Below are 25,458 nucleotides of genomic sequence, written 5' to 3'. Positions count from 1 at the left end.
AAGCATCCCAGCGTCAGAAGCCGGCGACCTTGGCGAGGGCCCGCTTTTCGCGGCGGCGTTGGACCGAGGAGGCGATGTTCATGGCCTCCCGGTATTTCGCAACAGTGCGGCGGGCGAGATCGATGCCGCCCTTTTTCAGCATGTCGACGATATCGTCGTCGGAGAGCACCGCGTCCGGGCTTTCCTGCATGATCAGCGCCCGGATCTTGTGACGCACCGCCTCGGCCGAATGGCTGTCTCCGCCCGCAACGGCGCTGATCGAGACGGTGAAGAAATATTTGAGCTCGAAGAGACCGCGCGGCGTCAGCATGTATTTGTTCGAGGTGACGCGGCTGACGGTGGATTCGTGCATCTTGATCGCCTCGGCGACCGTCTTCAGGTTCAGCGGGCGCAGGTGGTCGACACCGTTCAGCAGGAAGGCGTCCTGCTGGCGGACGATCTCGCTTGCCACCTTCATGATGGTCTTCGCCCGCTGGTCCAGGCTGCGCGTCAGCCAGTTGGCGCTTTGCAGGCAATCGGAGAGGAAGGCGTGATCCTCGCCATTCCTGGTCACGCGGGAAAAATAGGACTGATTCACAAGCACGCGTGGCAGCGTATCCGGATTGAGCTCGACCAGCCAGCCGCCGTCCGAGGAGGGCCTGACGACCACGTCGGGCATGATCGCTTCGGAAACGCCGGTCTCGAATCCGCTGCCGGGTTTGGGATTGAGCTGGCGGATTTCGCCGAGCATGTCGAGAAGGTCTTCCTCATCGACACCGCAGAGCCGCTTCAACGTGGCGAAATCGCGCCGTGCCAGCAGTTCGAGGTTTTCGACCAGCGCCTGCATGGCGGGGTCGTAGCGGTCCTTCTGCCTCAGCTGGATCGCCAGGCATTCGGCGAGGCTGCGGGCGAAAACCCCCGGCGGATCGAGCGTCTGGAGGGCGGCAAGCACGCGCTCGGCCGCGGTGAGGCTCGTGCCCAGCCGCTCGCCGGTCTCGACGATATCGGCTTGCAGATAACCGGCATCGTCGAGCTGATCGACGAAGTTCTGCGCGATCAGCCGGTCGGCCATGTCGGGCAGAACGAAAGGGATCTGCTGGGCGAGATGATCGCGCAGCGACACCTGGCCGGCGACGAAATCGTCGAGATCGTAATCGGTGCCCTCGCCGCTGCCCGGCATCGATTTCCATTGGCCGACGAGCTCCGGCGCATCGAGGCGCTGCGGCGCGCTGTCATCGGGAAAGACATTGGTATAATTGGCGTCGAGCTCGTCGTTCAGCCGGCTGGTGCTGGCGCTGCCGCCATTGTCGTACCAGTCGCTGGAGAGCGCCTCGGTGCGGTTGTCGTCACCGTCGTCCGAGCCTGCATCCTCGGGTGAACGAGCATAAGGCTCGTCTTCGGCTTCGCCGCGTTCGGACCCTGCCTCGCCGTCATTCGACGGAAATTCGAGCAGCGGGTTCTTCTCCACTTCCTGGGCGATGAACTGGCTGAGTTCGACATGCGTCATCTGCAGCAACTGGATGGATTGCATCAGTTGCGGTGTCATCACCAGGGATTGGTTCTGGCGCAGGAAAAGACTGGCGGACAGTGCCATGACGGACGCGAAACTCCCTCAATTCCTCCGGGAAACCGCGTCCGATCAAGGCTTCGGGCCGCGGAAATCCAACTTGGCCCAAAAATTGCTTTTTTATCTCATTTGGTCAAGCGGAACTATGCCGCAAGGTGAATTTCTGAGGGATCAGCCGCTCAGAGGCTGAAATTGTCGCCGAGGTAGAGCCGGCGCACTTCGGGATTGTTGACGATGTCGTTGGCCCGGCCATGGGTCAGCACCTCACCGGCATGGATGATGTAGGCGCGGTCGATCAGACCCAGCGTCTCGCGCACATTGTGGTCGGTGATGAGAACGCCGATGCCCCGCGCCGTCAGGTGGTGAACGAGATTCTGGATGTCGGCGACCGAGATCGGGTCGACGCCGGCGAAGGGTTCGTCGAGCAGCATGAAGGTCGGGTCGGTCGCAAGCGCGCGGGCGATTTCAAGGCGGCGGCGCTCACCGCCCGACAGGGCGACGGCGGCACTCTTGCGCAGCTTCTGGATATGAAACTCCTCCAGCAGTTCGCTCAGCTTCTGCTCGCGCTCGGCCTTGTCCTTGACATGCACTTCGAGAACGGCGCGGATATTCTCTTCCACCGTCAGGCCGCGGAAGATCGACGCTTCCTGCGGCAGGTAACCGACGCCGAGGCGCGAGCGGCGGTACATCGGCATGGTCGTGACATCGTTGCCGTCGATCTCGATCGTGCCTTCATCGACCGGCACGAGGCCGGTGATCATGTAAAAACAGGTGGTCTTGCCGGCGCCGTTCGGGCCGAGCAAGCCGACGGCCTCGCCACGGCGCACCACCAGCGAGACGCCATTGACGACGCGCCGCGTCGCATAGGTCTTCGTCAGACCGCGTGCGATCAGCGTTCCGCGATAGCGGCTCTTGTCGGCGGCACCCGCAGCTTGTGGCCCGGGCTTACCGAACATGGTGGATAGCGATGATAATTTCACGTGGGAGGCCGGCTTCTCAGTTCTGCTTCTGCTGCGTATTCGGCTGCGACTTCGGATCGAGCTGAATCTGGACACGCCCACCGCAGCTTTCAAGCTCCGCCTGGCCGGTTTGCATGTGAACCGTCAGCTTGCAGCCGGTAAAGACGTTCGGCCCGTCCGACAGAATAACCTTGTTGCCCTGATCCGCCGTGAGGACGAATGTCTGCGAGGCCATGTCGAAATTGCCGTCATCGGCAGTCGCCGTCTGCGTGCCCGAGGTCAGGAGGACCTTGTCCGTGACCAGGATCTTGTCGATATCGGCGCTTCCCGATGCCAGCGAGCCCGACTGCTGCGGCTGCGCCGCGGGCTGGGCGGCGGGTTGCGTCCCGTCGGCGGCCGGCTTTGCCGCCTTGTCCTTGTAATAGACGGTCATCTTGCCGGACTGCATCGTCGTCGTCCCCTGGACGACCTTGACCTTGCCGGTGAACAGCGCCGTGTGTTCCTGGTCGTGAATCTCCAGCTTGTCGCTTTCGATCTGGATCGGCTGGTCGTTGGAAAGCTTCATGCCCGACATCGTGGCGGCCTGCTGCGCGCCCGCGCCCGAGGCCGTCAGCATAAGGGCAAATGCGCCGGCAACGAATGCCATGCCTGTCTTGCAAGTGGAAATGCGACAATCTTTTGTCATGGATGACCCGGCTGGTTAAGTGCCCTGTTTATGGATGGTGGATGGATCGACATTCATGCGAACATTCCCCTCGAATGTGATCACCCGCCCCTTATCGGTTATCTCCATCGTCTGCGCAAGAATGGAGGCATTGTCCTTGGTGATGGTGACGGGATCGTCGCTCCGCATGTTTCCGCCCTTGATGTCGAGCTGGGCGGACTGGAAATTCGCATTGAGGCCGCTGCTCAGCACCAAAGTGAAGGGGGCCGTCATATGCAGATTGTCGGTAGCGCGGTTGTAATCGGCGGTCGAGGCGACGACGCGGGCGATCAGGCCGTCATTCATCGGCACGGCGGCCTTGATGGTTTCGAGCGTGATAAGATTGGGATTGCGGATGTCCTGCAGCGCCCGTTCGGCCAGCATCGAATAGTTGATGCCGTCGGAATTTCGGCCTGATATCGCCGGCTTTTCCATCACGACCTTGCCGTTCTCGATCTTGGCGCCTTCCAACTTGATATTCTCGGGCAGATAGATGCTGACCAACGCCACCGCCGTGAGGCCGGCCGCGATGATGAGGGCGGCCAAAGGCAGCAAAATCTTCAGCCGCCGCACCCGGGCGGAATGGAACAACGCATCGCCATAGGCGCTCTTGCCGGACCCGGCATAGGCGGCATGTCCGTTGTTCTTCAGGGTATCGAGCATAGGCCTCGTCCATGTGCGGTGATCGCCGCGCCTTCAGAACAAAGCCGGCCGCCAATCACAGTTCGTTTCGCATTATTACATTGGCTTGCCAATATGGAATTTTTTCTGCAACAAGCAACAAAACGGAAAAACATCAAAAAGTGGCATTCGTACGCGCCGCTGCCACCTATTTCACCGGACCTCTCGGCGGCGTGCCGAAGCCGGGGCCTGCGCTGGAGGTTTCTATGGACAGTTCGATGATTGCGGATCGCCGGCGGCTGCGCCGCAAGCTCTGGTTCTGGCGCCTCTTCACGATGGCCCTCGTCGTGGCACTTGGTTTCGCCTTCTACCGCTTCGCCGTCGGCGATGCCGCGACGGAGCGCCCGCATATCGCCCATGTGACGATATCAGGGCTGATCGTCGATGACGACGAGCTTCTGGAGCGGCTGAAGAAAGTCGAGACCAGCGATAAGGTGAAGGCCGCGGTGATTTCGATCTCCTCGCCCGGCGGCACGACCTATGGCGGCGAAAAAATCTTCAAGGCGATCCGCGCGATATCAGCCAAGAAGCCGGTCGTCTCCGACGTGCGCACCCTTGCCGCCTCCGCCGGCTACATGATCGCCACTGCCGGCGATACGATCATTGCCGGCGACAGCTCGATCACCGGCTCGATCGGCGTCATCTTCCAATATCCGCAGATCCAGCCGCTGCTCGACAAGATCGGCGTGTCGCTGCAGGAGATCAAATCCTCGCCGCTGAAGGCCGAGCCCTCGCCCTTCCACGAGGCGAGCGAGGAGGCCAAGGCGATGATCCGCAACATGGTGGTCGACAGCTATAACTGGTTCGTCGATCTGGTCGCCGACCGGCGCAAGCTGCCGCGCGACGAGGTGCTGAAACTGGCCGACGGCACGATCTATACCGGCCGCCAGGCGCTGAAGGTGAAACTCGTCGATACGATCGGCGGCGAGCCTGAGATCCGTGCCTATCTCAAATCGCGCGGCGTCGACGCCGACCTGCCGATGGTGGACTGGGACAAGAAGAGCAATACGCCGTTTCTGCTCGCTGGGGCTGTTTCGCGGTTGATTACGATCTTCGGTTATGATGATCTCTTGAAAGGCCAGGATATCAATGGAATCCTGCCCCCAAAGTTGCTTCTTGACGGGCTGCTTTCAGTTTGGCAGGTTGGCCGGGATTGATAAGAAATCAATAATTTAAGGGGGCGAATGTGATCAAGTCCGAATTGGTGCAGATTGTTGCAGCACGCAACCCGCATCTCTATCATCGCGACGTCGAGAATATCGTCAACGCGGTTCTCGACGAGATCACGGATGCACTGGCTGCGGGCAACCGCGTCGAATTGCGCGGCTTCGGCGCGTTTTCGGTCAAGAACCGCCCTTCCCGGTCCGGCCGCAACCCGCGCACCGGCGATACCGTCTTCGTCGAGGAGAAGTGGGTTCCCTTCTTCAAAACCGGCAAGGAACTGCGCGAGCGGCTGAATCCCGGCCAGGCCGACGAAGAGGATTGAGCGGCGGCCGCCTGCGGCGAAACCGCACTTGAACTCGGGCGCCGTTTTCCTATTCTAGATCAAGAGTGAGCGCATGATGTCGTCCGAAAACCGCTCACATTTTTCGGGCCGATGCGTAGATGCAAAGCGCCGCGCAAAGACACCGGCGCATCCGACGCATGGAGACTTCAAATGGCCAAGAAGATCGTCAACCTGTTGATTCTGCTGCCGCTCGGTGTCATCCTCATCGTCTTCTGCGTCGCCAACCGGCAGAGCGTCACGCTCGCCTTCAACCCGTTCCGGCCTGACGATCAAGTGCTTGCGCTTTCCGCGCCCTTCTTCGTCTTCCTATTCATCGCCCTCATCACAGGCATGCTGATCGGCGCGGCCGCCACCTGGTTCAGCCAGGGCAAACACCGCAAGCGCGCCCGCACCGAAGCCAAGGAAGCCATCCGCTGGCAGGGTGAGGCCGACCGCCACAAGAGCCGCGCCGAGGAAATCGCCGGGCAGCTGCCGGCGCGGTAAAACCGGCTCAAGCTCTTTGTGCATGCATTGGGATTTCGACGAGACGCCGGCGGTCAAACCGGAAAAAAGCTCAGTTCCTCATAGTCGCCCTCCGGCGACGCGCCGTTGCCGGTCACGCTGAAACCATGGGCGAGGTAGAACGCCTTCGCCCGCCGGTTCTTCACCAGGCACTTCAGCCGGTACTGGTGTTGCGGCCATTCGGGCAGCGACCGCAGCAGCGCCGTCCCGGCACCCTGCCCCTGGAAGTCCGGGCTGATATAGAGCATGTGGATGAAATCATCGGCCGGCCAGAGCGACAGGAAGCCGGCTACACCGCCGTTTTCATGCTCGCAGACGAAGACCGTCTCGCCATTGGTGTGGGCGGCGAAATCCTCGCGGTGGAACTTGCCGGGATCGACCCAGACGAATGTTTCGCGGCGCACGGAAAGATAAATCTCCGCGAGCATTTCCTGGTCTTCCGCACGCGGCGGCCTGATGGTCCACGTCATGACGTCGATTTAACCCAAGCCCCGACCCGCGCCAAGCCCCAAGCGCGTGGCCCAAAGCCTGGCATTGTGCCAGGATCAGCCGGCCGCCATCTTCGCGACGACGGCGGCATTGAAATCCGAAAAGAACCCCTCGGCGAGCCTCTGCGAGGTCGAATCGAGTAGGCGTGCGCCGAACTGGGCAAGCTTGCCGCCGAGTTCGGCTTTTGCCCGATAATGCAGGATGGTCTCGCCGCCGCTTTGTTCGAGCACGATATCGGCGCTGCCTTTGGCGAAGCCGGCAAGACCACCCTTGCCTTCGGCCGACAGCGTATAGCTCTTGGGCGCATCGACATTTGAAAGCGTCAGCACACCATGGAAGGTGGCCGACAACAGGCTGAACCTGACCTTGATCGTCGCCTCGAAGGTCTCAGGCGACAGCCGCTCGATGCTCTGGCAGCCTGGAATGCAGCCGCGCATGATCTCGGGATCGTTGAGCGCTGCCCAGACGACGTCCCGCGGCGCGGCGATGCGTTCTTCGCCGGTGAAATCCATTCGATAGCCCCATCTCCGATTCGCTCACCTTATCCCAGCGGGAAAGCGCTTTGCCAAGGCGGGACGGAATGTTATCTGCCGGGTTCTGATGACACACATCTGACACACAAGGGATGGGCCGATGACCGACGAACTAAAGCCCTGGAGCGTGACGACAAGCCGTATCACCTATGAGGACCGCTGGATCCGGCTCCGGAGCGACGATTGCGTCACCGCCGATGGAACCGTCATCGCGCCCTTTCATGTGCTCGATTATCCCGACTGGATCAACGTCATCCCTGTGATGCCCGACGGGCGCGTGCTGCTGACGCGGGAATACCGGCACGGCCGCGGCGAGATCGTGCTCGGTCTCGTCGCCGGCGGCGTCGAACGCGGCGACAGCAACAGCGGCGATGCCGCGTTGGCGGCAGCACAACGCGAGCTCCGGGAGGAAACCGGCTATGAAGCCTCGACCTTCATCAAACTGCTCACCTCCTATCCGAATGCCGCCAGCCACAGCAACGCGGTGACGAGCTGGCTGGCGCTCGGCCTGAGCAAGGCCGGCGAACCGCGTTTCGACCCCGGCGAGAAGGTCGAGCTGCTGTTTGCTGATCTTATTGCCATCCTTGGCGACCTGCAGTCCGGCGCCGTCATCATGCAGTCGATGCATGTCGCAGCCCTCTATGCGGCGGAAAGCTGGCTTCGCACGCAGGCGTCCGAAGGCTTGAAATAGGCACCGCGCCGGGACAACCCTCTCCTCTTGCCCAGGCTTGGCCGGTTGCGCAGTTGATCCGCCACGCTTTTCTGGGCTACTGCATATTCAAAGTGCTGCAGCGTCCTTTGCACGTCTGAAAGACGCGCGGCGCTGCAGCGGACGTACAGCCGACAAGACACCCCGACAGAGACGCGGAAGAGCACGTTGAAACAGAGAGAAGGCCGGCCGGGCCAGAAGAAGACATCAGGTTCTTCCGGTGAAAGCCGAAGGAACGATCGGACAGGCCGGCCGCCGAAGCCGGTCGCACGGCCTGCGGCCGACGGCGAGATGGTGCGCCAGGCGGCTCCCCCCGCCGCCGTCGAGCGTCCGCTGATGACGCGCAGCGGCGAGCGTCCGGCTGAGCGCGTGCCTGTCATCCTCGAATCGATCGGGGCCGGCGACTTCCACCTGATCGACAGCGGCAACGGCGAAAAGCTGGAGCAATACGGCCCCTACCGCATCATTCGCCCGGAGGCCCAGGCGCTGTGGCGGCCTTCGCTGCCCGCGCACGTCTGGGAGAAGGTCGATGCCGCCTTCACCGGCGATACCGACGAGGAAGGCACCGGCCGCTGGCGCTTCCCGAAGGAGGCGCTCGGCGAGACCTGGCCGCTCAATCTGCTCGGCGTCGATTTCCTCGGCCGGTTCACCTCCTTCCGCCATGTCGGCGTCTTCCCGGAGCAGATCGTGCACTGGAGCTGGATGAAGGATCAGGTCGAAAAGGCCGGCCGGCCGCTGAAGGTGCTGAATCTTTTCGGCTATACCGGCGTCGCTTCGCTGGTTGCCGCAGCAGCCGGCGCCGAAGTCACCCATGTCGACGCCTCGAAGAAGGCAATCGGCTGGGCGCGAGAAAACCAGGCGCTCGGGCGCATGGAAAAGCTGCCGATCCGCTGGATCTGCGAGGATGCGATGAAATTCATCCTGCGCGAGGAGCGCCGCGGCAGCCAGTACGACATCATCCTCACCGATCCGCCGAAATTCGGCCGCGGCCCGAACGGCGAAGTCTGGCATCTCTTCGAGCATCTGCCCTTGATGCTCGATGTCTGCCGCGAGATCCTGTCGCCGAAGGCGGTGGGCCTGGTGCTGACGGCCTATTCGATCCGTGCCAGTTTCTATTCGATCCACGAGCTGATGCGCGAGACGATGCGGGGCGCCGGCGGCGTTGTCGAATCCGGCGAGCTGGTGATTCGCGAGGCGGGCACCGACGGCAAGACCGAGGGCCGCGCGCTTTCCACCTCCCTCTTTTCCCGCTGGGTGCCGAAATGAGCAAGGACTTCCACGATCAGGGACCGCGCAGGGTCGGGCAGGTGAAAGAAGTCACCTCGCTCGCCAATCCGATCATCAAAGACATCAAGGCGCTGACGAACAAGAAGTCGCGGGAGGAAAGCGGGTCGTTCCTCGCCGAAGGACTGAAGCTCGTCATCGATGCGATCGAGCTCGGCTGGACGATCCGCACGCTGGTCTATGCCAAGGCGGCCAAGGGCAAGCCGCTGGTCGAGCAGATGGCGGCAAAGACCGTCGCCTCGGGCGGGCTGGTGCTCGAAGTCAGCGAAAAGGTCATCGCCTCGATCACCCGCCGCGACAACCCGCAGATGGTCGTCGGCATCTTCGAGCAGCGCTGGAAGATGCTGCGGGACATTCGGCCGAGGGATGGCGAGACCTGGGTGGCGCTCGACCGGGTGCGCGATCCCGGCAATCTCGGCACCATCATCCGCACCGCCGATGCGGCCGGCGCCTCCGGCATCATTCTGCTGGGAGAGACGACCGATCCCTTCTCGCTCGAAACGGTGCGGGCCACCATGGGCTCGGTCTTCGCCGTTCCCGTCGCGCGGGCGACGCCGGAGGAATTCATCGCCTGGCGGAAATCGGCCGGCGTCTCCGTCGTCGCGACGCATCTTGCCGGCGCCGTCGATTACCGCACGATCGACTACCGGAAAAAACCCGTCGTGCTGTTGATGGGCAACGAACAATCCGGCCTGCCGGACCAGCTGGCCAGGGAAGCCGATGCGCTTGCCCGCATTCCGCAGCAGGGCCGCGCCGATTCCCTGAACCTCGCCGTCGCCACCGCCGTCATGCTTTTCGAGGCGCGCCGCCATCTCCTCTCACTTGCCGAGGGCAAATGACCGAACAGACGCTTGCACGCCCCGCACTGTTTTCACGCCCGGCGCCGATCCTCCTCTTCATCGTCGTCGCCGTTCTCATCGACCAGGTCGTCAAGATCACTGTCGATCATTACCTGCCGCTGCAGGAGGCCGTGCCGGTCATTCCGATGCTGGCGCTCTACCGCACCTATAATCTCGGCGTCGCCTTTTCGATGCTGTCGGGCATGGACGGCTGGTTCATCGTCGGCATGCGGCTCGTCATCGTCGCCTTCGTCATCTGGCTGTGGTACCGCACGGCGAAGGACCGCTGGCTTGCCCATCTCGGTTATGCGCTGATCATCGCCGGCGCGATCGGCAATCTGGTCGACCGCTTCGCCTATGGCCATGTGATCGATTACATTCTGTTCCACACCGAAAGCTGGTCCTTCGCGGTGTTCAATCTCGCCGACAGCTTCATCACCATCGGCGCCGGCTGCGTCATTCTCGACGAGCTGCTGCTGCCGAAAAAGGCCGGCCGCTAAAATCTTATCGAATTCCTGAAGGCATTCGGAAGAGGCCTCATGTTAGCCATATACCATGCAAAGTCTGGGACAATTGCAGGAAACATTGTCCGCCGCCTTCGGCGGACCCGCCGCCAAGCCGCATGAAGAGCGGATGGCGGGCTCCTCCTTGCGACCCGGCGCATCGGCGCGTCAGACAGCCGACGACCGCAAGATCGGGCCTGCAACGACGCGGCGCCTACTGTTCTACTGGCTTGGTGGGGCCGGCCTCCTTGCCGCGATGATCCTGACGCTGCTTGCCCATGCCGGCGATCCGCTGCTGCTGTCGGGCGGTCTTGTCGTTCTCGGCCTTGCCGTCATATCAAGTTATGCCGTCCTGATGATTCGCAGGCGCAGAACCCGGCGCGGCGGCAAACCCCTGCCGGATTGGAACGATGGCGCAAAGCTGTTTGCCGACGTGCACGACGTGCTCGGCGACATCACCGTCAGCCGCAGCATGGACCGGCGTATCATCTCCGCCAACGACACGTTTTGCCGCCTGACCGGGCGGCTGCATCCGGAGGGGCTGAGCTGCGAGGAGATCGGGCTTGCCTTCCGCCCCGGCCCGATACCGCACTGCTACGACGTCGAGATTTCGACGCCGGACGGCCAGCGCATCTTTGTCTGGCGCGACGTCGTCACCCGCGACCCGGCAAACGGCCGCCTGCTGCTGCAGAGCGTGGCGCGTGATGTGACCGACGAGCGGCTCATCGCCCAGGGCCGCGAGGAGGCCCGTCAGAAGGCCGAATATAACAGCGCCGCCAAATCGAGGCTGCTCGCCACCGTCAGCCACGAGGTGCGCACGCCGCTTTCCGGCATCCTCGGCATGACACACCTGCTCGCCGAGACGCGGCTGACGCAGGAGCAGCAGGACTATCTGGCGAATATCCGCCAATCCGGCCACGCACTGACGCAGCTGGTCGAGGATCTGCTCGATTTCTCCACCATCGAGGTCGGCCGCTTCGCGCTGCACCCGCGCTCGGAATCGCTGCGCAAGCTCTTGGAAAGCGTCGTCGAGATGCTCGCCCACCGGGCGCATGAAAAGGGTATCGAGATCGGCGCCACGGTGTCATCCGATGTGCCGGAGAATATGAACTTCGATCCGGCGCGCCTGCGCCAGGTTCTCTTCAACGTCATCGGCAATGCCGTGAAGTTCACCCAGGTCGGCGGTGTCTTCATTCGCGTGTCCCTCGACGCGGACGACCTATCGATCACCGTCACCGATAGCGGTCCCGGCATGACGGCGGAGGAGCAGGCGCGCGTCTTCGGCGAGTTCGAGCAAGGCGGCAGCGTTGCCGACAAGAGCAGCGGTACCGGGCTCGGCCTTGCAATCTCCGCCCGGATCATGCGCGAATTCAACGGCACGCTGACGGTCACCGGCGAAAAGGGCAGAGGCAGCGAATTCACCATCCGCTTCCCTATCGATATCGGCAGCGAGCGCCCCGACCGGCGAAACACGCTGCTTGCCGGCAACAGCGTCGTGCTTTTGGCGCCGGTAGGTGCGGCGCGCGCCGCCATCGCCGAGACGATCACCGCGCTCGGCGGCCTCTGCCACCTCGTCGCCGACGGCGAAAGCGCGCGGGCAACACTGCTCGGCTTGGCAAAAGGCGGAAAGCGGCCGACCGATATCATCATCGACCATCGCATGTCGGCGGAATTTTCCGCCCATCTTGCCGATCGCGCCGAAATCGCAGCCCTTGGCCTGCGCAAGGTGCTGCTCGTCAATCCAGAAGAGCGCAGCGCCCATCCGCTCGACCTTTTCGATGCCTGGCTCATCCGGCCGCTGCGCGAACAATCGCTGATCGACGTGTTGCGCGGGCGCATGCGCGGCATGGAGAAGCGCGACGCGCTGAACGACAATCAGCCGGGCTTCGGCCTTTCCGTGGCGGAGACGATGGCGACAGCGAGCGGGCTCAACATCCTGCTTGGCGAGGACGATCCGATCAATGCCATGCTGGTGCGCGTCGTCCTGGAAAAGGGCGGGCATAAGGTGCGCCATGTCGAGGATTTCGAGGCGCTGCTCGATTGCGCCCTTGGCGAGGCGAATGCCCGGCCCGATATCATCATCAGCGACCTGTCGATGCCCGGTGGGAACGGCATCGACATGCTGGGACGCCTGCGCGGCCACGAAAGGCGGCTCGACCTCGTCTCGGTGCCGGTGATCGTTCTCACCGCCGACAACAGCGACGAATCGCGCCGCCAAGTCTTACTCAACGGCGCCAACCGCGTCATGGTCAAGCCGGTCGACCCGGTGCGGCTGCTGACCGAAGTTCAGGCGGTCGCCGCACTTTCCGCCCGCCGGGCAGAGGCACGGTAACGTGCCGCGGGACCGGCATGCTTCTTGCGTTGGGAAATTCAATATGTCACTTTCCTGTCGCAGAGAAGTGTTTTATGGCGTCGATAAGCCGGCAACGGGAGAATCGCCATGTCCGCCATCGACATCCTCAATCGTGACACCACCGCGGAGGCTGCACGGCCCTCGACGGCTGCTGCGCAGAAGGACGGCGACATCCTCGGCCGCATCGGCAATCTGGAAACTCGCCTTGCCCGCACGGCGCGCGAGATCGATGCCGCCCAGGCCGTGCGGTATCGCGTCTTCGTCAATGAAATGAAGGCGCAACTGCCGCTGGACGCCATGCGCCGCCAGCGGGATGTCGATGCCTATGACGCTGTCTGCGACCATCTTCTCGTTCTCGACCGCACGATCGAGGGTGACCCGGAAGACCAGATCGTCGGCACCTACCGGCTGCTGCGCCAGGATGTCGCCATCGCCAATGGCGGTTTTTACTCGGCTTCCGAATTCGAGATCGAAGGCCTCATCGCCAAACATCCGGACAAGCGCTTCATGGAGCTCGGCCGTTCCTGCGTGTTGCCGGAATACCGCACCAAGCGCACCGTCGAGCTTCTCTGGCAGGGCAACTGGGCCTATGCGCTGAAGCATGGCGTCAGCGCCATGTTCGGCTGCGCCTCTTTCCCCGGCGTCTACCTCGAAAGCCATGCTCTGGCGCTGTCTTTCCTCTACCACAATGTGCTGGCGAAGAACGAATGGGCCGTGGGCGCTCTGCCGGATCTCGCCCGCAACATGGATCTGATGCCGGTCGAGGCGATCAACCCGAAGCGGGCGCTGATGGCCCTGCCGCCGCTCATCAAGGGTTATCTGCGCCTCGGCGCCATGGTCGGCGCCAGCGCGGTCGTCGATCACGCCTTCAACACGACCGACGTGCTGATCGTGCTGCCGATCTCCAGCATTTCCGACCGCTACCTGAATTATTACGGCGCCGACGCCGGCCGCTTCGCGAGCTGATGCCGGTCTTCCCGGACATGTGCAGCGGTTGCGGGCCGCTTGTGAAAAACCAGTGACGGCCGGTCTAACGGATGAGCGCCCTCATCCACCATATCGCTTTCTCGTATCCGACGGCTTTTCTCCATAGGCCGCCCGATAGATTGCCGAAAAACGGCCAAAGTGAAAGAACCCCCACTTCAAGCAGAGGTCCCGCAACGGCTGTCGGTTCGACGGATCACGGAGATCCTCGCGGACGGCGTGCAGGCGGAGCGTCCTGAGATAGGCTGCCGGTGTGGCTCCCTTGAAGTCGCGAAAACCGACTTCGAGAGCGCGAATGGAAACGCCTGCCGCCTCCGCGACGCTCTGCATCGTCAGCGGCTGGGCGATGTTGGCATGCATGAATTCGATGGCTCGACGGATATGCCGCGGCGTTATCAGATGGATTTTCTTGTCGAGCAGATGCGAGAGCCGATGAGGAATCAAGCGCACCACGAGATCGGCAAGCGCCTGGGTCAGGTTCGCCATGGCGATCGGCGAGTGAAGCAGCGGCCCGTTGTTGCGCAGGCCCATGATCATCGTTTGGACGAGATTGCCGAGCAACTGTCCCGCTGCCGTGGAAAAATCGATGACGGGCACCAACTCCATTGTCCCGATCAGCGGTCTCTCCAGTATGGCGGCGGCGGCCTGAGCGATGATTGTCCAGTTCAGACTGAGTGTGTCCGACCGGTGAGGCGCTGCTCGGATGGAAACCCATTCCGACTCAAGATTGTTCATCAACAGCAGCCGCCCAGGCGTGGCTTCGACCACTGTCCGACCAAGCCTGACATTGAGGGCACCCGTACGCGGAACGACGATTGCCAGAGTTTCCGGCGTTCCATGTGCCGTTCTTGCACCCCAGTCGCCGGAATCCTGGTTGCTGACCAGCGACAAGCTTTCATCACCCCAAAACCCGACCTTCCAGTCGAGCGGTTTCTCCCGGCCATTGCGCCATGCGTCGAGCGAACCAAAGCCCTTGGTCAGGGCCTCGACCATATCGTCGAAAGTTGCCCCCTGAAATCGGGCGGTGAAATCGGCGGATGCGTCTAGCATGGGAAACCAACCGGCTGATATTAAAACAACTGAGCTGCGAAACCGCATCGATTGCCCGCAGTTCTTTAATGTCCCTGCGGGCAGATTCATGCCGCTCCTATAGGTTCATTGTATCAAAAGTATGATTTATCGAAAGAGTCGTCTTCATCGCGGCTGCCCATGAAAACTTATGCCCGACCGACGGGAAGTCGGCCGGGCACGGAATGCCGTCTGTTATGTGGGCGGGACGCGGTTTACGAGCCGCTATAGGCCGCGATCGCCGCCATGTTGACGATGTCGGAATCCTTGGCGCCCATCGAGGTGATCTGCACCGGCTTGTCGAGACCGACGAGGATCGGGCCGATCACCGTGGACCCGCCGAGTTCCTGCAGCATCTTGGTCGAGATCGAGGCCGAGTGGAAGGCCGGCATGACAAGCACATTGGCCGGGCCGGAGAGGCGGCAGAAGGGATATTGCTCCATCACCTTGCGGTTCAGCGCGACATCGGCGGCCATCTCGCCGTCATATTCGAAATCGACGCGGCGCTTGTCGAGGATCTTCACTGCCTCGCGCACCCGCTCGGAGCGTTCGCCCGAGGGATGGCCGAAGGTGGAATAGGCGAGCATCGCCACCCGTGGCGGATAACCCATGCGCCGTGCGAGACCGGCAGCCTCCTCGGCGATGTCGGCAAGCTGCTCGGCCGTCGGCATGTCGTGCACCGCCGTATCGGCAACGAAGACGGTGCGGCCTCGGCAGAGCGCCAGGGATACGCCGATGACCCGGTGGCCGGGCTTCTCGTCGATGCAGCGGCGCACATCCTCGAGCGCCGTCGAATAGTTGCGGGTGATGCCCGTCACCATGCCGTCGGCGTCGCCGAGCGCCACCATGGAGGCGGCGAAATGGTTGCGGTCGTTGTGGATCAGCCGCTGGGCGTCGCGGTGGAGATAACCGTGCCGCTGCAGCCTGGCATAGAGATAGTCGATATAGGCCTCGACGCGCGTCGAGATACGGGCATTGACGATCTCGAGGCCGGGACGGTTGAGATCGATGCCGGCGCGTTCGGCCGTCGCCCGGATCAGGTCCTCGCGGCCGAGCAGGATGGCGGTGCCGAGCTGCTGATTGGCGTAGGACAGTGCGGCGCGCAGGACCTGCTCTTCCTCGGCCTCGGCAAAGACGATCCGCTTCGGGTGCCGGCGGACGCGCTCGTAGAGCCTAGCGAGCGTCGAGGCGATCGGATCGCGGCGCGCCGACAGCTCGCGGGCATAACCGGCCATGTCGGTGATCACCTTGCGGGCGACGCCGCTTTCGATCGCCGCTTCAGCCACCGCAACCGGGATCGCCGAGATCAGGCGCGGATCGAAGGGGACGGGGATGATGTATTGCGCCCCGAACCGCGGCCGGTTGCCCTGATAGGCGGCAACCACGTCATCCGGCACATCCTCGCGGGCAAGGTTTGCCAGCGCCTTGACGGCGGCGATCTTCATCGCGTCGTTGATTGTCGAGGCGCGGACGTCGAGAGCGCCGCGGAAGATATAGGGAAAGCCGAGGACGTTGTTGACCTGGTTCGGGTAGTCCGAGCGGCCGGTCGCCATGATGGCGTCGTCGCGGATGCGGGCGACCTCCTCCGGCGTGATCTCGGGATCGGGATTGGCCATGGCGAAGATGATCGGCCGGTCCGCCATCGAGCGGATCATCTCGGCCGAGAACGCACCCTTCTGCGACAGGCCGAAAACGACGTCGGCGCCTTGCATCGCCTCTTCCAGCGTGCGCGTGTCGGTCTTTGCCGCATGCGCCGATTTCCACTGGTTCATGCCCTCGGTGCGGCCCTGGTAGATGACCCCCTTGGTGTCGCAGAGGATGACGTTCTCAGGGGCAAAGCCCATCGCCTTGATCAGCTCGACGCAGGCGATCGCCGCGGCACCCGCACCGTTGCAGACGAGCTTCGTCGTCTTCAGGTCGCGGCCGGTCAGCTCCAGCGCGTTGATCAGGCCGGCAGCGGCGATGATCGCCGTTCCATGCTGGTCATCATGGAAGACCGGAATATCCATCAGTTCGCGCAGCCGGCTTTCGATGACGAAACAATCCGGCGCCTTGATGTCTTCGAGATTGATGCCGCCGAAGGAGGGACCGAGGAAGCGCACGCAATTGATGAACTCGTCGACATTTTCGGTATCGATTTCGAGATCGATGGAATCGACGTCGGCGAAGCGCTTGAACAGCACCGCCTTGCCTTCCATCACCGGCTTGGAGGCCAGCGCACCGAGATTGCCGAGACCGAGAATGGCCGTGCCATTTGATATGACGGCGACCATGTTGCCGCGCGCGGTGTAATCATAGGCCGTCTGCGGATCGGCGGCGATCGCCTTGACCGGAACGGCGACACCCGGCGAATAGGCCAGTGAGAGGTCGCGCTGCGTCGCCATCGGCTTGGTCGGGTTGATTTCCAGCTTGCCGGGCCGGCCCATGGCATGAAATTCAAGCGCCTCCTGGTCGGTAACTGATGTCGCCGGCCGGTCCTTCTTATCGATATCGGGCATAAATCCTCCAACGTCCTGTGGGCGACGCTTTGCTCTTCCTCAAATGCTGTTGTCATCTATAGCGGCGCGCGGATAGGGTTGGCACCTGTTTTTTTGGGAAAAACTGCAGCTCCGTGAACGCACGAATAGACACAGAGAACGAAGCCTTTTCGGCTGCCGAGCTTGCCACGGCGGAAAGCCGTGCCTCGGCGACGCCGATGATGGAGCAATATATCGAGATCAAGGCGAACAATCCGGGTTCGCTGCTCTTCTATCGCATGGGCGATTTCTACGAGCTGTTCTTCGAAGATGCGCTGGAAGCCTCGCGCGCGCTCGGCATCACGCTGACGAAGCGCGGCCAGCACATGGGCCAGGATATCCCGATGTGCGGCGTTCCGGTGCATGCTTCCGACGATTATCTGCAAAAGCTGATTTCACTGGGTTTCCGCGTCGCCGTCTGCGAGCAGATCGAGGATCCGGCCGAGGCGAAGAAACGCGGCGGCAAATCCGTCGTCAAGCGCGACGTCGTCCGCCTGGTCACTCCAGGGACGATTACCGAGGAAAAGCTGCTTTCGCCCTCGGAATCCAACTATCTGATGGCACTGACCCGCATTCGCGGCGGGGCCGAACCCTTGCTGGCGCTGGCCTGGATCGATATTTCCACCGGCGTCTTCCGGCTTGCCGAGACCGAAGTCTCGCGGCTGCTTGCCGATATCCTGCGCATCGATCCGCGCGAGCTCATCCTGCCCGACACGATCTTCCACGATCCCGAGCTCAAGCCGGTCTTCGACGTGCTTGGCCGCACCGCGGTGCCGCAGCCTGCCGTGCTCTTCGACAGCGCCAGTGCGGAAGGCCGGATCGCCCGTTATTTCGGCGTCGCGACGCTCGACGGCTTCGGCACCTTCTCGCGTGCCGAGCTGGCAGCAGCTGCCGCTGCCGTCGCCTATGTCGAAAAGACGCAGATCGCCGAGCGGCCGCCGCTTGGCAAGCCGGAGCGGGAAAGTGCGGCGTCGACGCTGTTCATCGACCCGGCCACCCGCGCCAATCTGGAATTGGCGCGCACGCTGTCGGGTGACCGCAACGGTTCGCTGCTGAAGGCGATCGACCGCACCATCACCGGCGGTGGGGCGCGGCTTCTCGCCGAGCGGCTGATGTCGCCGCTGACCGACCCGGCCCGCATCAATGCCCGGCTCGATTCGATCGGCTTCCTGATCGACGAACCCCTGCTCTGCGGCAGTCTGCGCGACACGCTGAAACATGTTCCCGATATGCCGCGCGCCCTATCCCGCCTCGCGCTCGACCGCGGTGGCCCGCGCGATCTCTGGGCGATCCGCCAGGGCCTGGAAGCAGCGGCGGGACTTGCGGATCTGCTCGCAAGCGCGATGCTGCCGGAAGAGCTCGGCCAGGCACTATCAGGACTGCAGGCCCTTCCCGCTGGCCTGGAAAAGCTGCTGGCCGAGACGCTCGCCGACGAATTGCCGCTGTTAAAGCGCGATGGCGGTTTTCTCCGCGACGGCGCCAGTGCCGAACTCGACGAGGTCCGGGCGCTGCGTGATCAGTCGCGCCGGGTCATTGCCGGGCTGCAACTGCAATATGCCGAGGAGACCGGCATCCGGTCGCTGAAGATCAAGCACAACAACATCCTCGGCTATTTCATCGAGGTGACCGCCGGCAATGCCTCGCCGATGACGGACACGGCGGAAGCGAAGGCGCGTTTCATCCACCGCCAGACGATGGCGAGCGCGATGCGCTTCACCACCACCGAACTTGCCGATCTCGAAAGCCGCATCGCCAACGCCGCCGACCGGGCGCTGACGATCGAGCTTGCCGCCTTCGACAGGATGACGGCGGCCGTGGTTGCGGAAGCCGAAGCGATCAAAACGGGCGCCCGGGCGCTTGCCGTCATCGATGTCGCAGCAAGCCTCGCGCTTCTCGCCGAAGAGCAGGCCTATTGCCGGCCGCAGGTCGACGGCTCGAAGATGTTTGCGATCGAAGGCGGGCGCCATCCGGTCGTCGAGCAGGCGCTGCGGCGGCAGGCGGGCGGCCCCTTCGTCGCCAACAATTGCGATCTCTCGCCGAAAACCGGCGACAAGGACGGCGCGATCTGGCTCTTGACCGGGCCGAACATGGGCGGCAAGTCGACCTTCCTGCGGCAGAACGCGCTGATATCGATCCTGGCGCAGATGGGCTCCTTCGTGCCGGCGACATCGGCCCATATCGGCATCGTCGACCGGCTTTTCTCGCGCGTCGGCGCGTCCGACGATCTGGCGCGCGGGCGCTCCACCTTCATGGTCGAGATGGTCGAAACCGCTGCGATCCTCAATCAGGCGAGCGACCGTTCGCTCGTCATTCTCGACGAGATCGGCCGCGGTACCGCCACCTTCGACGGCCTATCGATTGCCTGGGCCTCCGTCGAACACCTGCATGAGGCGAACCGCTGCCGCGGCCTCTTCGCCACGCATTTCCATGAACTGACCGTGCTTTCGGAAAAGCTTGGCCGGCTATCGAACGCCACGATGCGCGTTAAGGAATGGGACGGCGACGTCATCTTCCTGCACGAGGTCGGTCCGGGTGCGGCGGACCGCTCCTACGGCATCCAGGTCGCGCGCCTCGCCGGGCTTCCGGCCTCGGTCGTGACACGGGCCCGCGACGTGCTCACCCGCCTGGAGGATGCCGACCGCAAGAATCCGGCGAGCCAGTTGATCGACGACCTGCCGCTATTCCAGGTGGCGGTGCGCCGCGAGGACACCGCCCGCGGCCCGTCCAAGGTCGAAGAGGCGCTGAAGGCGATGAGCCTTGACGACATCACGCCGCGCGAGGCAATGGACGCGCTTTACGACCTCAAGAAGAAACTGAAATAGGAGCTGCGCGCCATGTTCATGGAAAAGCTGGTTCGCGAAACCGAGCGTCTGTCGCTCATCTGCTCCATGCTCGACACGATGCGGCGCGCCGATAAGGACCGCAATGCACGCGGCTGGACCTCACCGATCGGCATGCTGAAAATCACCCGCTGTTGCGCTGCGATCTCGGAGCTCGCAACGTCGATCGCCAAGGCGGGCTATCGCGAATGCGACAGGCAGTCGCTTGAAGAGATCATGAGCGAGACACGGCAGGTGCTGTATTTGCTGAACGCGCGGGCCGCCGGCTGAAGATTTCCGGAAAAGCCCTGCGGTTGCGTCAAAGCGCCCTCGCCTCTTGCCGCGAACCAACACCATTTCGCCAAATTTAAAGGTTCTTGCAGTATGAAAGCCCGTGTCAATCGCCGGGCAAAGGGGCTATAGCGCATGCAGACGAAACAAGCGGCAGGCCGTGAACCGGCCGTCCGGCATGAACAGGAAACCGCCCCGGCGACAGCGATGCGCGACCTCGATTTCTCCCATATCCTCGATGTCGAGCTCCTGCAGAAGCAGTGCGATGCCGTTGCCGAGGCCAACCGCAACCGCCCGGACGTCCTGCGCGCCGATCTTCTGGCGGTGCTGAAAAAGGCGAGCACGGAAGGCCGGCAGAAGGCGCGCGCCGCCCTCATGGCCGATGGCGGCGGGCTCAATTGCGCCTACCGGATTTCCTGGCTGCAGGACCAGATCATCACTGTCCTCTATAAATTCGCCACCGCCCATATCTTTCCGCAGCAGAAGGACAAGTTCGCGGTCACCGCCGTCGGCGGCTACGGCCGCGACACGCTGGCGCCGGGCTCCGATATCGACCTGCTCTTCCTCTTCCTGCCGCGGCCGGCGGAAGAGACGCACAAGGCGGTCGAATTCATGCTCTACGTGCTCTGGGACATGGGCTTCAAGGTCGGCCACGCCACCCGCACGGTGGAGGAATGCATCGCGCTTTCCAAATCCGACATGACGATCCGCACCGCCATCCTGGAGATGCGCTACATCTGCGGCCTGCAGCAATTGGAAACCCAGCTCGAGACCCGCTTCGACAAGGAAATCGTCACCGGTACCGGCCCGGAATTCATCGCCGCCAAGCTTGCCGAGCGTGACGAGCGCCACCGCAAGGCGGGCGACACGCGCTATCTCGTCGAGCCGAATGTCAAGGAAGGCAAGGGCGGGCTTCGCGACCTGCACACGCTGTTCTGGATCTCGAAATATTATTATCACGTGCGCGACCAGGCGGAGCTGGTCAAGCTCGGTGTGCTGTCCAAGCACGAATACCGCCTGCTGGAGAAGGCCGACGATTTTCTCTGGGCGGTGCGCTGCCATATGCACTTCCTCACCGGCAAGGCCGAGGAGCGCCTGTCCTTCGACATCCAGCGCGAGATCGCCGAAGCCTTCGGCTATCACACCCGCCCGGGCCTTTCGGCTGTCGAGCGCTTCATGAAGCACTATTTCCTCGTCGCCAAGGATGTCGGCGATCTCACGCGCATCCTCTGCGCCGCGCTCGAAGACCAGCAGGCGAAGTCGATCCCGGGGCTTACCGGCGTCATCAGCCGCTTCACCCACCGCAACCGCAAGATCGCCGGCAGCGTCGAATTCGTCGAGGACCGCGGCCGCATCGCGCTCGCCGACGCTGATGTCTTCAAGCGCGATCCGGTCAGCATCCTCCGGCTCTTCCACGTCGCCGACATCAACGGGCTGGAATTCCATCCGGACGCGCTGAAACGCGTCACCCGGTCACTTGCGCTGATCGACAACAGCCTCAGGGAAAACGACGAGGCGAACCGGCTGTTCATGTCGATCCTGACGTCGAAGCGGGATCCCGCGCTGATCCTGCGCCGGATGAACGAGGCCGGCGTGCTTGGCCGCTTCATCCCCGAATTCGGCAAGATCGTCGCGATGATGCAGTTCAACATGTATCACCACTATACGGTCGACGAACATCTGATCCGCACCGTCGACATTCTCTCCGAGATCGACAAGGGGCGCGCCGAGGAGCTGCATCCGCTTGCCAACAAGCTGATCTCAGGCATCGAGGATCGCGAGGCGCTTTATGTCGCCGTTCTTCTGCACGACATCGCCAAGGGCCGCCAGGAGGATCATTCGATCGCCGGCGCCCGCGTCGCCCGCAAGCTCTGCGCCCGCTTCGGCCTGTCGCAGAAGCAGACTGAGATCGTCGTCTGGCTGATCGAGGAACATCTGACCATGTCGATGGTGGCGCAGACCCGCGACCTCACCGACCGCAAGACGATCACCGATTTTGCCGACCGGGTGCAGTCGCTCGAACGGCTGAAGATGCTGCTGATCCTGACCATCTGCGATATCCGCGCCGTCGGCCCGGGCGTGTGGAACGGCTGGAAGGGCCAGCTCCTGCGCACGCTCTACTACGAAACCGAGCTGCTGCTTGCCGGCGGCTTTTCGGAAGTCTCCCGCAAGGAGCGCGCCAATGCCGCCGCCGAGGCGCTGCGTGCGGCACTTTCGGACTGGAGCCAGAAGGACCGAAATACCTATACCAGACTGCACTACCAGCCCTATCTGCTGTCCGTGCCGCTGGAAGACCAGATCCGCCACGCCGATTTCATCCGTCAGGCCGACAGAGCCGGCCAGGCGCTTGCCACGACGGTACGCACCGACAGTTTCCACGCAATCACCGAGATCACCGTGCTGTCGCCCGACCATCCGCGCCTGCTTGCCGTCATCGCCGGCGCCTGTGCGGCGGCCGGGGCCAACATCGTCGACGCGCAGATCTTCACCACATCGGACGGGCGGGCGCTCGACACCATCCATGTCAGCCGCGAATTTACCGACGATGCCGACGAGCTGCGCCGGGCCGCGACGATCGGCCGGATGATCGAGGACGTGCTGTCCGGCCGCAAGCGGCTGCCCGAGGTCATCGCCACACGGGCGCGCAATCGCAAGAAAAGCAAGGCCTTCGTCATTCCGCCGTCAGTCAACATCACCAACAGCCTGTCGAACAAGTTCACCGTCATCGAGGTCGAATGCCTCGACCGTCCGGGGCTGCTGTCGGAGATCACCGCCGTGCTCTCCGATCTGTCGCTCGACATCCAGTCCGCCCGCATCACCACCTTCGGCGAGAAGGTGATCGATACCTTCTACGTCACCGATCTGGTCGGCCAGAAAATATCAGGCGACAGCAAGCGCGCCAACATCACCGCCCGGATGAAAGCCGTCATGGCCGAGGAGGAGGACGAACTGCGCGAGCGCATGCCCTCCGGCATCATCGCGCCGGCCGCCACAGCCCGGACATCGCCGTCAGCCGAAAAGAAAGCCGATTCCTCCGCATGAGTCCCCAAGCATGAGCCCCCACGCATGAGCCTCGTCAAGAAATTCGCCACCGTCGGCGGCGCCACCCTCGGCAGCCGCATCTTCGGCTTCGCCCGCGAAACGCTGATGGCGGCGGCGCTGGGCACCGGGCCGATGGCCGACGTCTTCTACGCCGCCTTCCGCTTTCCGAACCTGTTCCGCCGGCTGTTTGCCGAAGGCGCCTTCAACGCCGCCTTCGTGCCGCTCTTTGCCAAGGAGATCGAGGCGAACGGCACGGAAGGCGCCAAGCGCTTTTCGGAAGAGGTATTCGGCGTGTTGTTTTCGGTGCTGCTGCTCATCACCATCGTGATGGAGCTTGCCATGCCGCTCTTGGTGCGCTTCGTCATCGCGCCGGGCTTTGCCGACGATCCCGACAAGTTCTCGATCACCATCCGCATGGCGGCGGTGATGTTTCCCTATCTGATGTGCATGTCGCTGACGGCGATGATGAGCGGCATGCTGAATTCACTGCATCATTTCTTCGCCGCCGCCATTGCGCCTGTCTTCCTCAACGTGGTGATGATCGGGGCGCTGTTTTATGCGCTCTATACCGGCGCCGATCCGCTGGCGACGGCCTGGTATCTCTCCTGGGGCGTTCTTGCCGCCGGCGTGTTGCAGCTCGCCGTCGTCTATATCGGCGTGCTTGCCGCCGGCATGAGCATCGGTTTCCGCTTCCCGAAAATGACGCCCAACGTCAAGCGGCTGCTGATTCTGGCGGTGCCGGCTGCGGTGACGGGCGGCATCACCCAGATCAACCAGCTGATCGGCCAGGCGATCGCCTCGTCGCGCGACGGCGCGATCGCAGCACTGCAATATGCCGACCGCATCTATCAGCTGCCGCTCGGCGTCGTCGGTGTCGCCGTCGGCGTGGTGCTGCTGCCGGAACTTGCCCGGGCGCTCAAGGGCGGCAACCTGCGCGAGGCCGGAAACCTGCAGAACCGCTCGATCGAATTCGTGCTGTTCCTGACCATCCCCGCCGCCTTCGCGCTCTGGATCCTCTCCGACGAGATCATCCGCGTGCTCTACGAGCGCGGCGCCTTCCATCAGGAAAACACCGCCGTCGTCGGCGCGATCCTGGCAATTTACGGCATCGGCCTGCCGGCCTTCGTGCTGATCAAGGCGCTGCAGCCGGGTTTCTACGCCCGCGAGGACACCAAGACGCCGATGCGCTTTTCGGCGATCGCGGTTGCCACCAACTGCGCCACGGCGCTGACGCTCTTCCCCTATATGGGCGCGCCCGGCATCGCCGTTGCCGAAGCCACTGCCGGCTGGATCAGCACCGTGCTGCTGTTCACCACGCTTTTGCGCCGCGGCCATCTGACATGGGAATGGGCGCTGGCAAAACGCGCCGCCCTCCTGATCGTCGCCGCGGCCGTCATGGGCGCGGCCATCGTCTTCCTCAAGCAATATTTTGCGCCCTGGCTCGCCTCCGGTGCGCCGCTTCTGACCAAGATCGGCACGCTGGGACTGCTGATTGCGATATCCATGCTGGTCTATTTCGCCGCCGCCTTCCTGATCGGCGGGGCGGATCTCGGCATGATAAGGCGCAACCTGAACCGCAAGCCGGTGCCGGCAAAGGACGCGTGAGATCGCTTTAGCAATCGACCCATCGCCTTCGCGGTCCGACGTCGACATGGACAATGCCGTTGCAATAGGTGCCGATGCCGCCGATGCCGGGGGCGCTTCTTGCGGCCGCAATGATGGTGCGCTCCGAGAGACCCGGCATCCGGATATCGGCGGCCAGGCATTTTCCATGCAGGGAGCCATGGCGGCGGGGATGCAGCCTGTGGCCGGAGGTGATCACCGGGCGGCGGCCGGTCTTTGCGGCGATGTGCGACAGCACCGCCCGCAGCCGCGCGGGAAAGCAGCCGGCCCGGACGCTGACGGTCTGCACCGTGTAGGCGGTGCGCGCCTCGTGCTTGGGAAGATGAATGGCCTGCCTTTTGAGCTCTTGACCGACGGCACCCGTTGCTGATTGTAGGGCGAAAAGGCCCGCCATGGCCAACAAAGCTGCGTTCTGCATGGTCGCTCCGATCGGCTATCCCGGCGCCCCAACAGTGCCGGCGCCAAGCGGAGGATTTTCAGTTCAAAAAAAGCTTTTCTGTGAAATTTT

Annotated in this window: 22 protein-coding genes; 13 read left to right on the top strand and 9 right to left on the bottom strand. The window is 63.1% G+C overall.

Annotated features, from left to right (window positions below):
- Window positions 1-13: 13 nt before the first annotated feature.
- The 4 genes from rpoN to lptC form a co-directional block, all read right to left on the bottom strand.
- Window positions 14-1,573: an RNA polymerase factor sigma-54 gene (gene rpoN, locus PO860_RS00250; RefSeq protein ID WP_272782806.1), complete on the bottom strand. Its 1,560-nt coding sequence runs from the start codon at window positions 1,571-1,573 to the stop codon at window positions 14-16.
- A gap of 152 nt (window positions 1,574-1,725) precedes the next feature.
- A complete protein-coding gene (lptB, locus tag PO860_RS00245; RefSeq protein ID WP_275038341.1) occupies window positions 1,726-2,502 on the bottom strand; it encodes an LPS export ABC transporter ATP-binding protein in 777 nt (258 codons plus the stop codon).
- 40 nt (window positions 2,503-2,542) lie between these two features.
- Entirely contained in the window at window positions 2,543-3,190 is a 648-nt protein-coding gene (locus PO860_RS00240; protein WP_183605474.1) for an LptA/OstA family protein, read from the bottom strand.
- Between the two features lie 15 nt (window positions 3,191-3,205).
- Window positions 3,206-3,871 carry an LPS export ABC transporter periplasmic protein LptC gene (gene lptC / locus PO860_RS00235; RefSeq protein ID WP_183605473.1) on the bottom strand — a complete coding sequence of 222 codons (666 nt, stop codon included), beginning with the start codon at window positions 3,869-3,871 and terminating at the stop codon, window positions 3,206-3,208.
- 224 nt (window positions 3,872-4,095) lie between these two features.
- Between lptC and sppA the strand changes: the two genes are divergently transcribed.
- The 3 genes from sppA to PO860_RS00220 all read left to right on the top strand — a co-directional run bounded on the left by sppA (window position 4,096) and on the right by PO860_RS00220 (window position 5,879).
- Window positions 4,096-5,046 (top strand): signal peptide peptidase SppA, encoded by a 951-nt coding sequence (gene sppA, locus PO860_RS00230; protein ID WP_273880750.1) that lies wholly within the window; start codon window positions 4,096-4,098, stop codon window positions 5,044-5,046.
- Window positions 5,047-5,075: 29 nt separating this feature from the next.
- On the top strand, window positions 5,076-5,375 hold the full coding sequence (locus PO860_RS00225; protein WP_003544934.1) for an integration host factor subunit beta: 300 nt from the start codon (window positions 5,076-5,078) through the stop codon (window positions 5,373-5,375).
- Between the two features lie 171 nt (window positions 5,376-5,546).
- The gene (locus PO860_RS00220; protein ID WP_183605472.1) at window positions 5,547-5,879 is read left to right on the top strand and encodes a LapA family protein; all 333 of its coding nucleotides are present in this window, start codon (window positions 5,547-5,549) and stop codon (window positions 5,877-5,879) included.
- Between the two features lie 53 nt (window positions 5,880-5,932).
- Here PO860_RS00220 and PO860_RS00215 read toward each other — a convergent pair whose 3' ends face one another.
- Both PO860_RS00215 and PO860_RS00210 read right to left on the bottom strand, forming a co-directional pair.
- Window positions 5,933-6,367, bottom strand: a complete 435-nt coding sequence (locus tag PO860_RS00215) for a GNAT family N-acetyltransferase (protein WP_273879569.1) — start codon at window positions 6,365-6,367, stop codon at window positions 5,933-5,935.
- A gap of 75 nt (window positions 6,368-6,442) precedes the next feature.
- Entirely contained in the window at window positions 6,443-6,898 is a 456-nt protein-coding gene (locus PO860_RS00210) for an SRPBCC family protein (protein WP_183605470.1), read from the bottom strand.
- Window positions 6,899-7,019: 121 nt separating this feature from the next.
- On the opposite strand from PO860_RS00210, the gene PO860_RS00205 reads away from it, so the two are divergent.
- The 6 genes from PO860_RS00205 (at window position 7,020) to olsB (ending at window position 13,573) form a co-directional block, all read left to right on the top strand.
- Window positions 7,020-7,610, top strand: coding sequence for an NUDIX hydrolase (locus PO860_RS00205; protein ID WP_183605469.1), 591 nt, complete (start codon window positions 7,020-7,022; stop codon window positions 7,608-7,610).
- Between the two features lie 186 nt (window positions 7,611-7,796).
- The gene (locus PO860_RS00200) at window positions 7,797-8,894 is read left to right on the top strand and encodes a class I SAM-dependent methyltransferase (RefSeq protein WP_273883675.1); all 1,098 of its coding nucleotides are present in this window, start codon (window positions 7,797-7,799) and stop codon (window positions 8,892-8,894) included.
- A complete protein-coding gene (locus PO860_RS00195; RefSeq protein WP_183605467.1) occupies window positions 8,891-9,751 on the top strand; it encodes a TrmH family RNA methyltransferase in 861 nt (286 codons plus the stop codon). Before PO860_RS00200 ends, PO860_RS00195 begins: the two co-directional genes overlap by 4 nt.
- Entirely contained in the window at window positions 9,748-10,251 is a 504-nt protein-coding gene (lspA, locus tag PO860_RS00190; protein WP_183605466.1) for a signal peptidase II, read from the top strand. Before PO860_RS00195 ends, lspA begins: the two co-directional genes overlap by 4 nt.
- A gap of 55 nt (window positions 10,252-10,306) precedes the next feature.
- Complete coding sequence (locus PO860_RS00185; RefSeq protein WP_273883676.1) at window positions 10,307-12,586, top strand: PAS domain-containing hybrid sensor histidine kinase/response regulator; 2,280 nt, start codon at window positions 10,307-10,309, stop codon at window positions 12,584-12,586.
- A gap of 108 nt (window positions 12,587-12,694) precedes the next feature.
- Complete coding sequence (olsB, locus tag PO860_RS00180; protein WP_272782802.1) at window positions 12,695-13,573, top strand: l-ornithine N(alpha)-acyltransferase; 879 nt, start codon at window positions 12,695-12,697, stop codon at window positions 13,571-13,573.
- An 81-nt stretch (window positions 13,574-13,654) separates the two neighbouring features.
- Here the strand turns inward: olsB and PO860_RS00175 are convergent, their stop codons facing one another.
- Window positions 13,655-14,641, bottom strand: coding sequence for a helix-turn-helix transcriptional regulator (locus tag PO860_RS00175; protein ID WP_273883677.1), 987 nt, complete (start codon window positions 14,639-14,641; stop codon window positions 13,655-13,657).
- Window positions 14,642-14,874: 233 nt separating this feature from the next.
- Entirely contained in the window at window positions 14,875-17,157 is a 2,283-nt protein-coding gene (locus PO860_RS00170; RefSeq protein WP_183605462.1) for an NADP-dependent malic enzyme, read from the bottom strand.
- A 113-nt stretch (window positions 17,158-17,270) separates the two neighbouring features.
- Here PO860_RS00170 and mutS point away from each other — a divergent pair, with 113 nt between their 5' ends.
- From mutS to murJ, 4 genes are all read left to right on the top strand, one after another.
- Complete coding sequence (mutS, locus tag PO860_RS00165) at window positions 17,271-19,997, top strand: DNA mismatch repair protein MutS (protein ID WP_273883678.1); 2,727 nt, start codon at window positions 17,271-17,273, stop codon at window positions 19,995-19,997.
- 12 nt (window positions 19,998-20,009) lie between these two features.
- Window positions 20,010-20,285: a hypothetical protein gene (locus tag PO860_RS00160; RefSeq protein WP_183605460.1), complete on the top strand. Its 276-nt coding sequence runs from the start codon at window positions 20,010-20,012 to the stop codon at window positions 20,283-20,285.
- Window positions 20,286-20,420: 135 nt separating this feature from the next.
- Window positions 20,421-23,327 (top strand): [protein-PII] uridylyltransferase, encoded by a 2,907-nt coding sequence (locus PO860_RS00155; protein ID WP_183605459.1) that lies wholly within the window; start codon window positions 20,421-20,423, stop codon window positions 23,325-23,327.
- Window positions 23,328-23,351: 24 nt separating this feature from the next.
- On the top strand, window positions 23,352-24,932 hold the full coding sequence (murJ, locus tag PO860_RS00150; RefSeq protein ID WP_183605458.1) for a murein biosynthesis integral membrane protein MurJ: 1,581 nt from the start codon (window positions 23,352-23,354) through the stop codon (window positions 24,930-24,932).
- Between the two features lie 7 nt (window positions 24,933-24,939).
- On the opposite strand, the gene PO860_RS00145 is transcribed toward murJ, so the two are convergent.
- Window positions 24,940-25,368 carry a YcbK family protein gene (locus tag PO860_RS00145; RefSeq protein WP_183605457.1) on the bottom strand — a complete coding sequence of 143 codons (429 nt, stop codon included), beginning with the start codon at window positions 25,366-25,368 and terminating at the stop codon, window positions 24,940-24,942.
- Between the last annotated feature and the right edge of the window lie 90 nt (window positions 25,369-25,458).

This window comes from Rhizobium binxianense, from assembly GCF_028994275.1.
Classification (GTDB): domain Bacteria; phylum Pseudomonadota; class Alphaproteobacteria; order Rhizobiales; family Rhizobiaceae; genus Rhizobium; species Rhizobium binxianense.
Note: the sequence above shows the minus strand (reverse complement) of the source record. Positions and strands in the feature narration are given on the sequence as shown.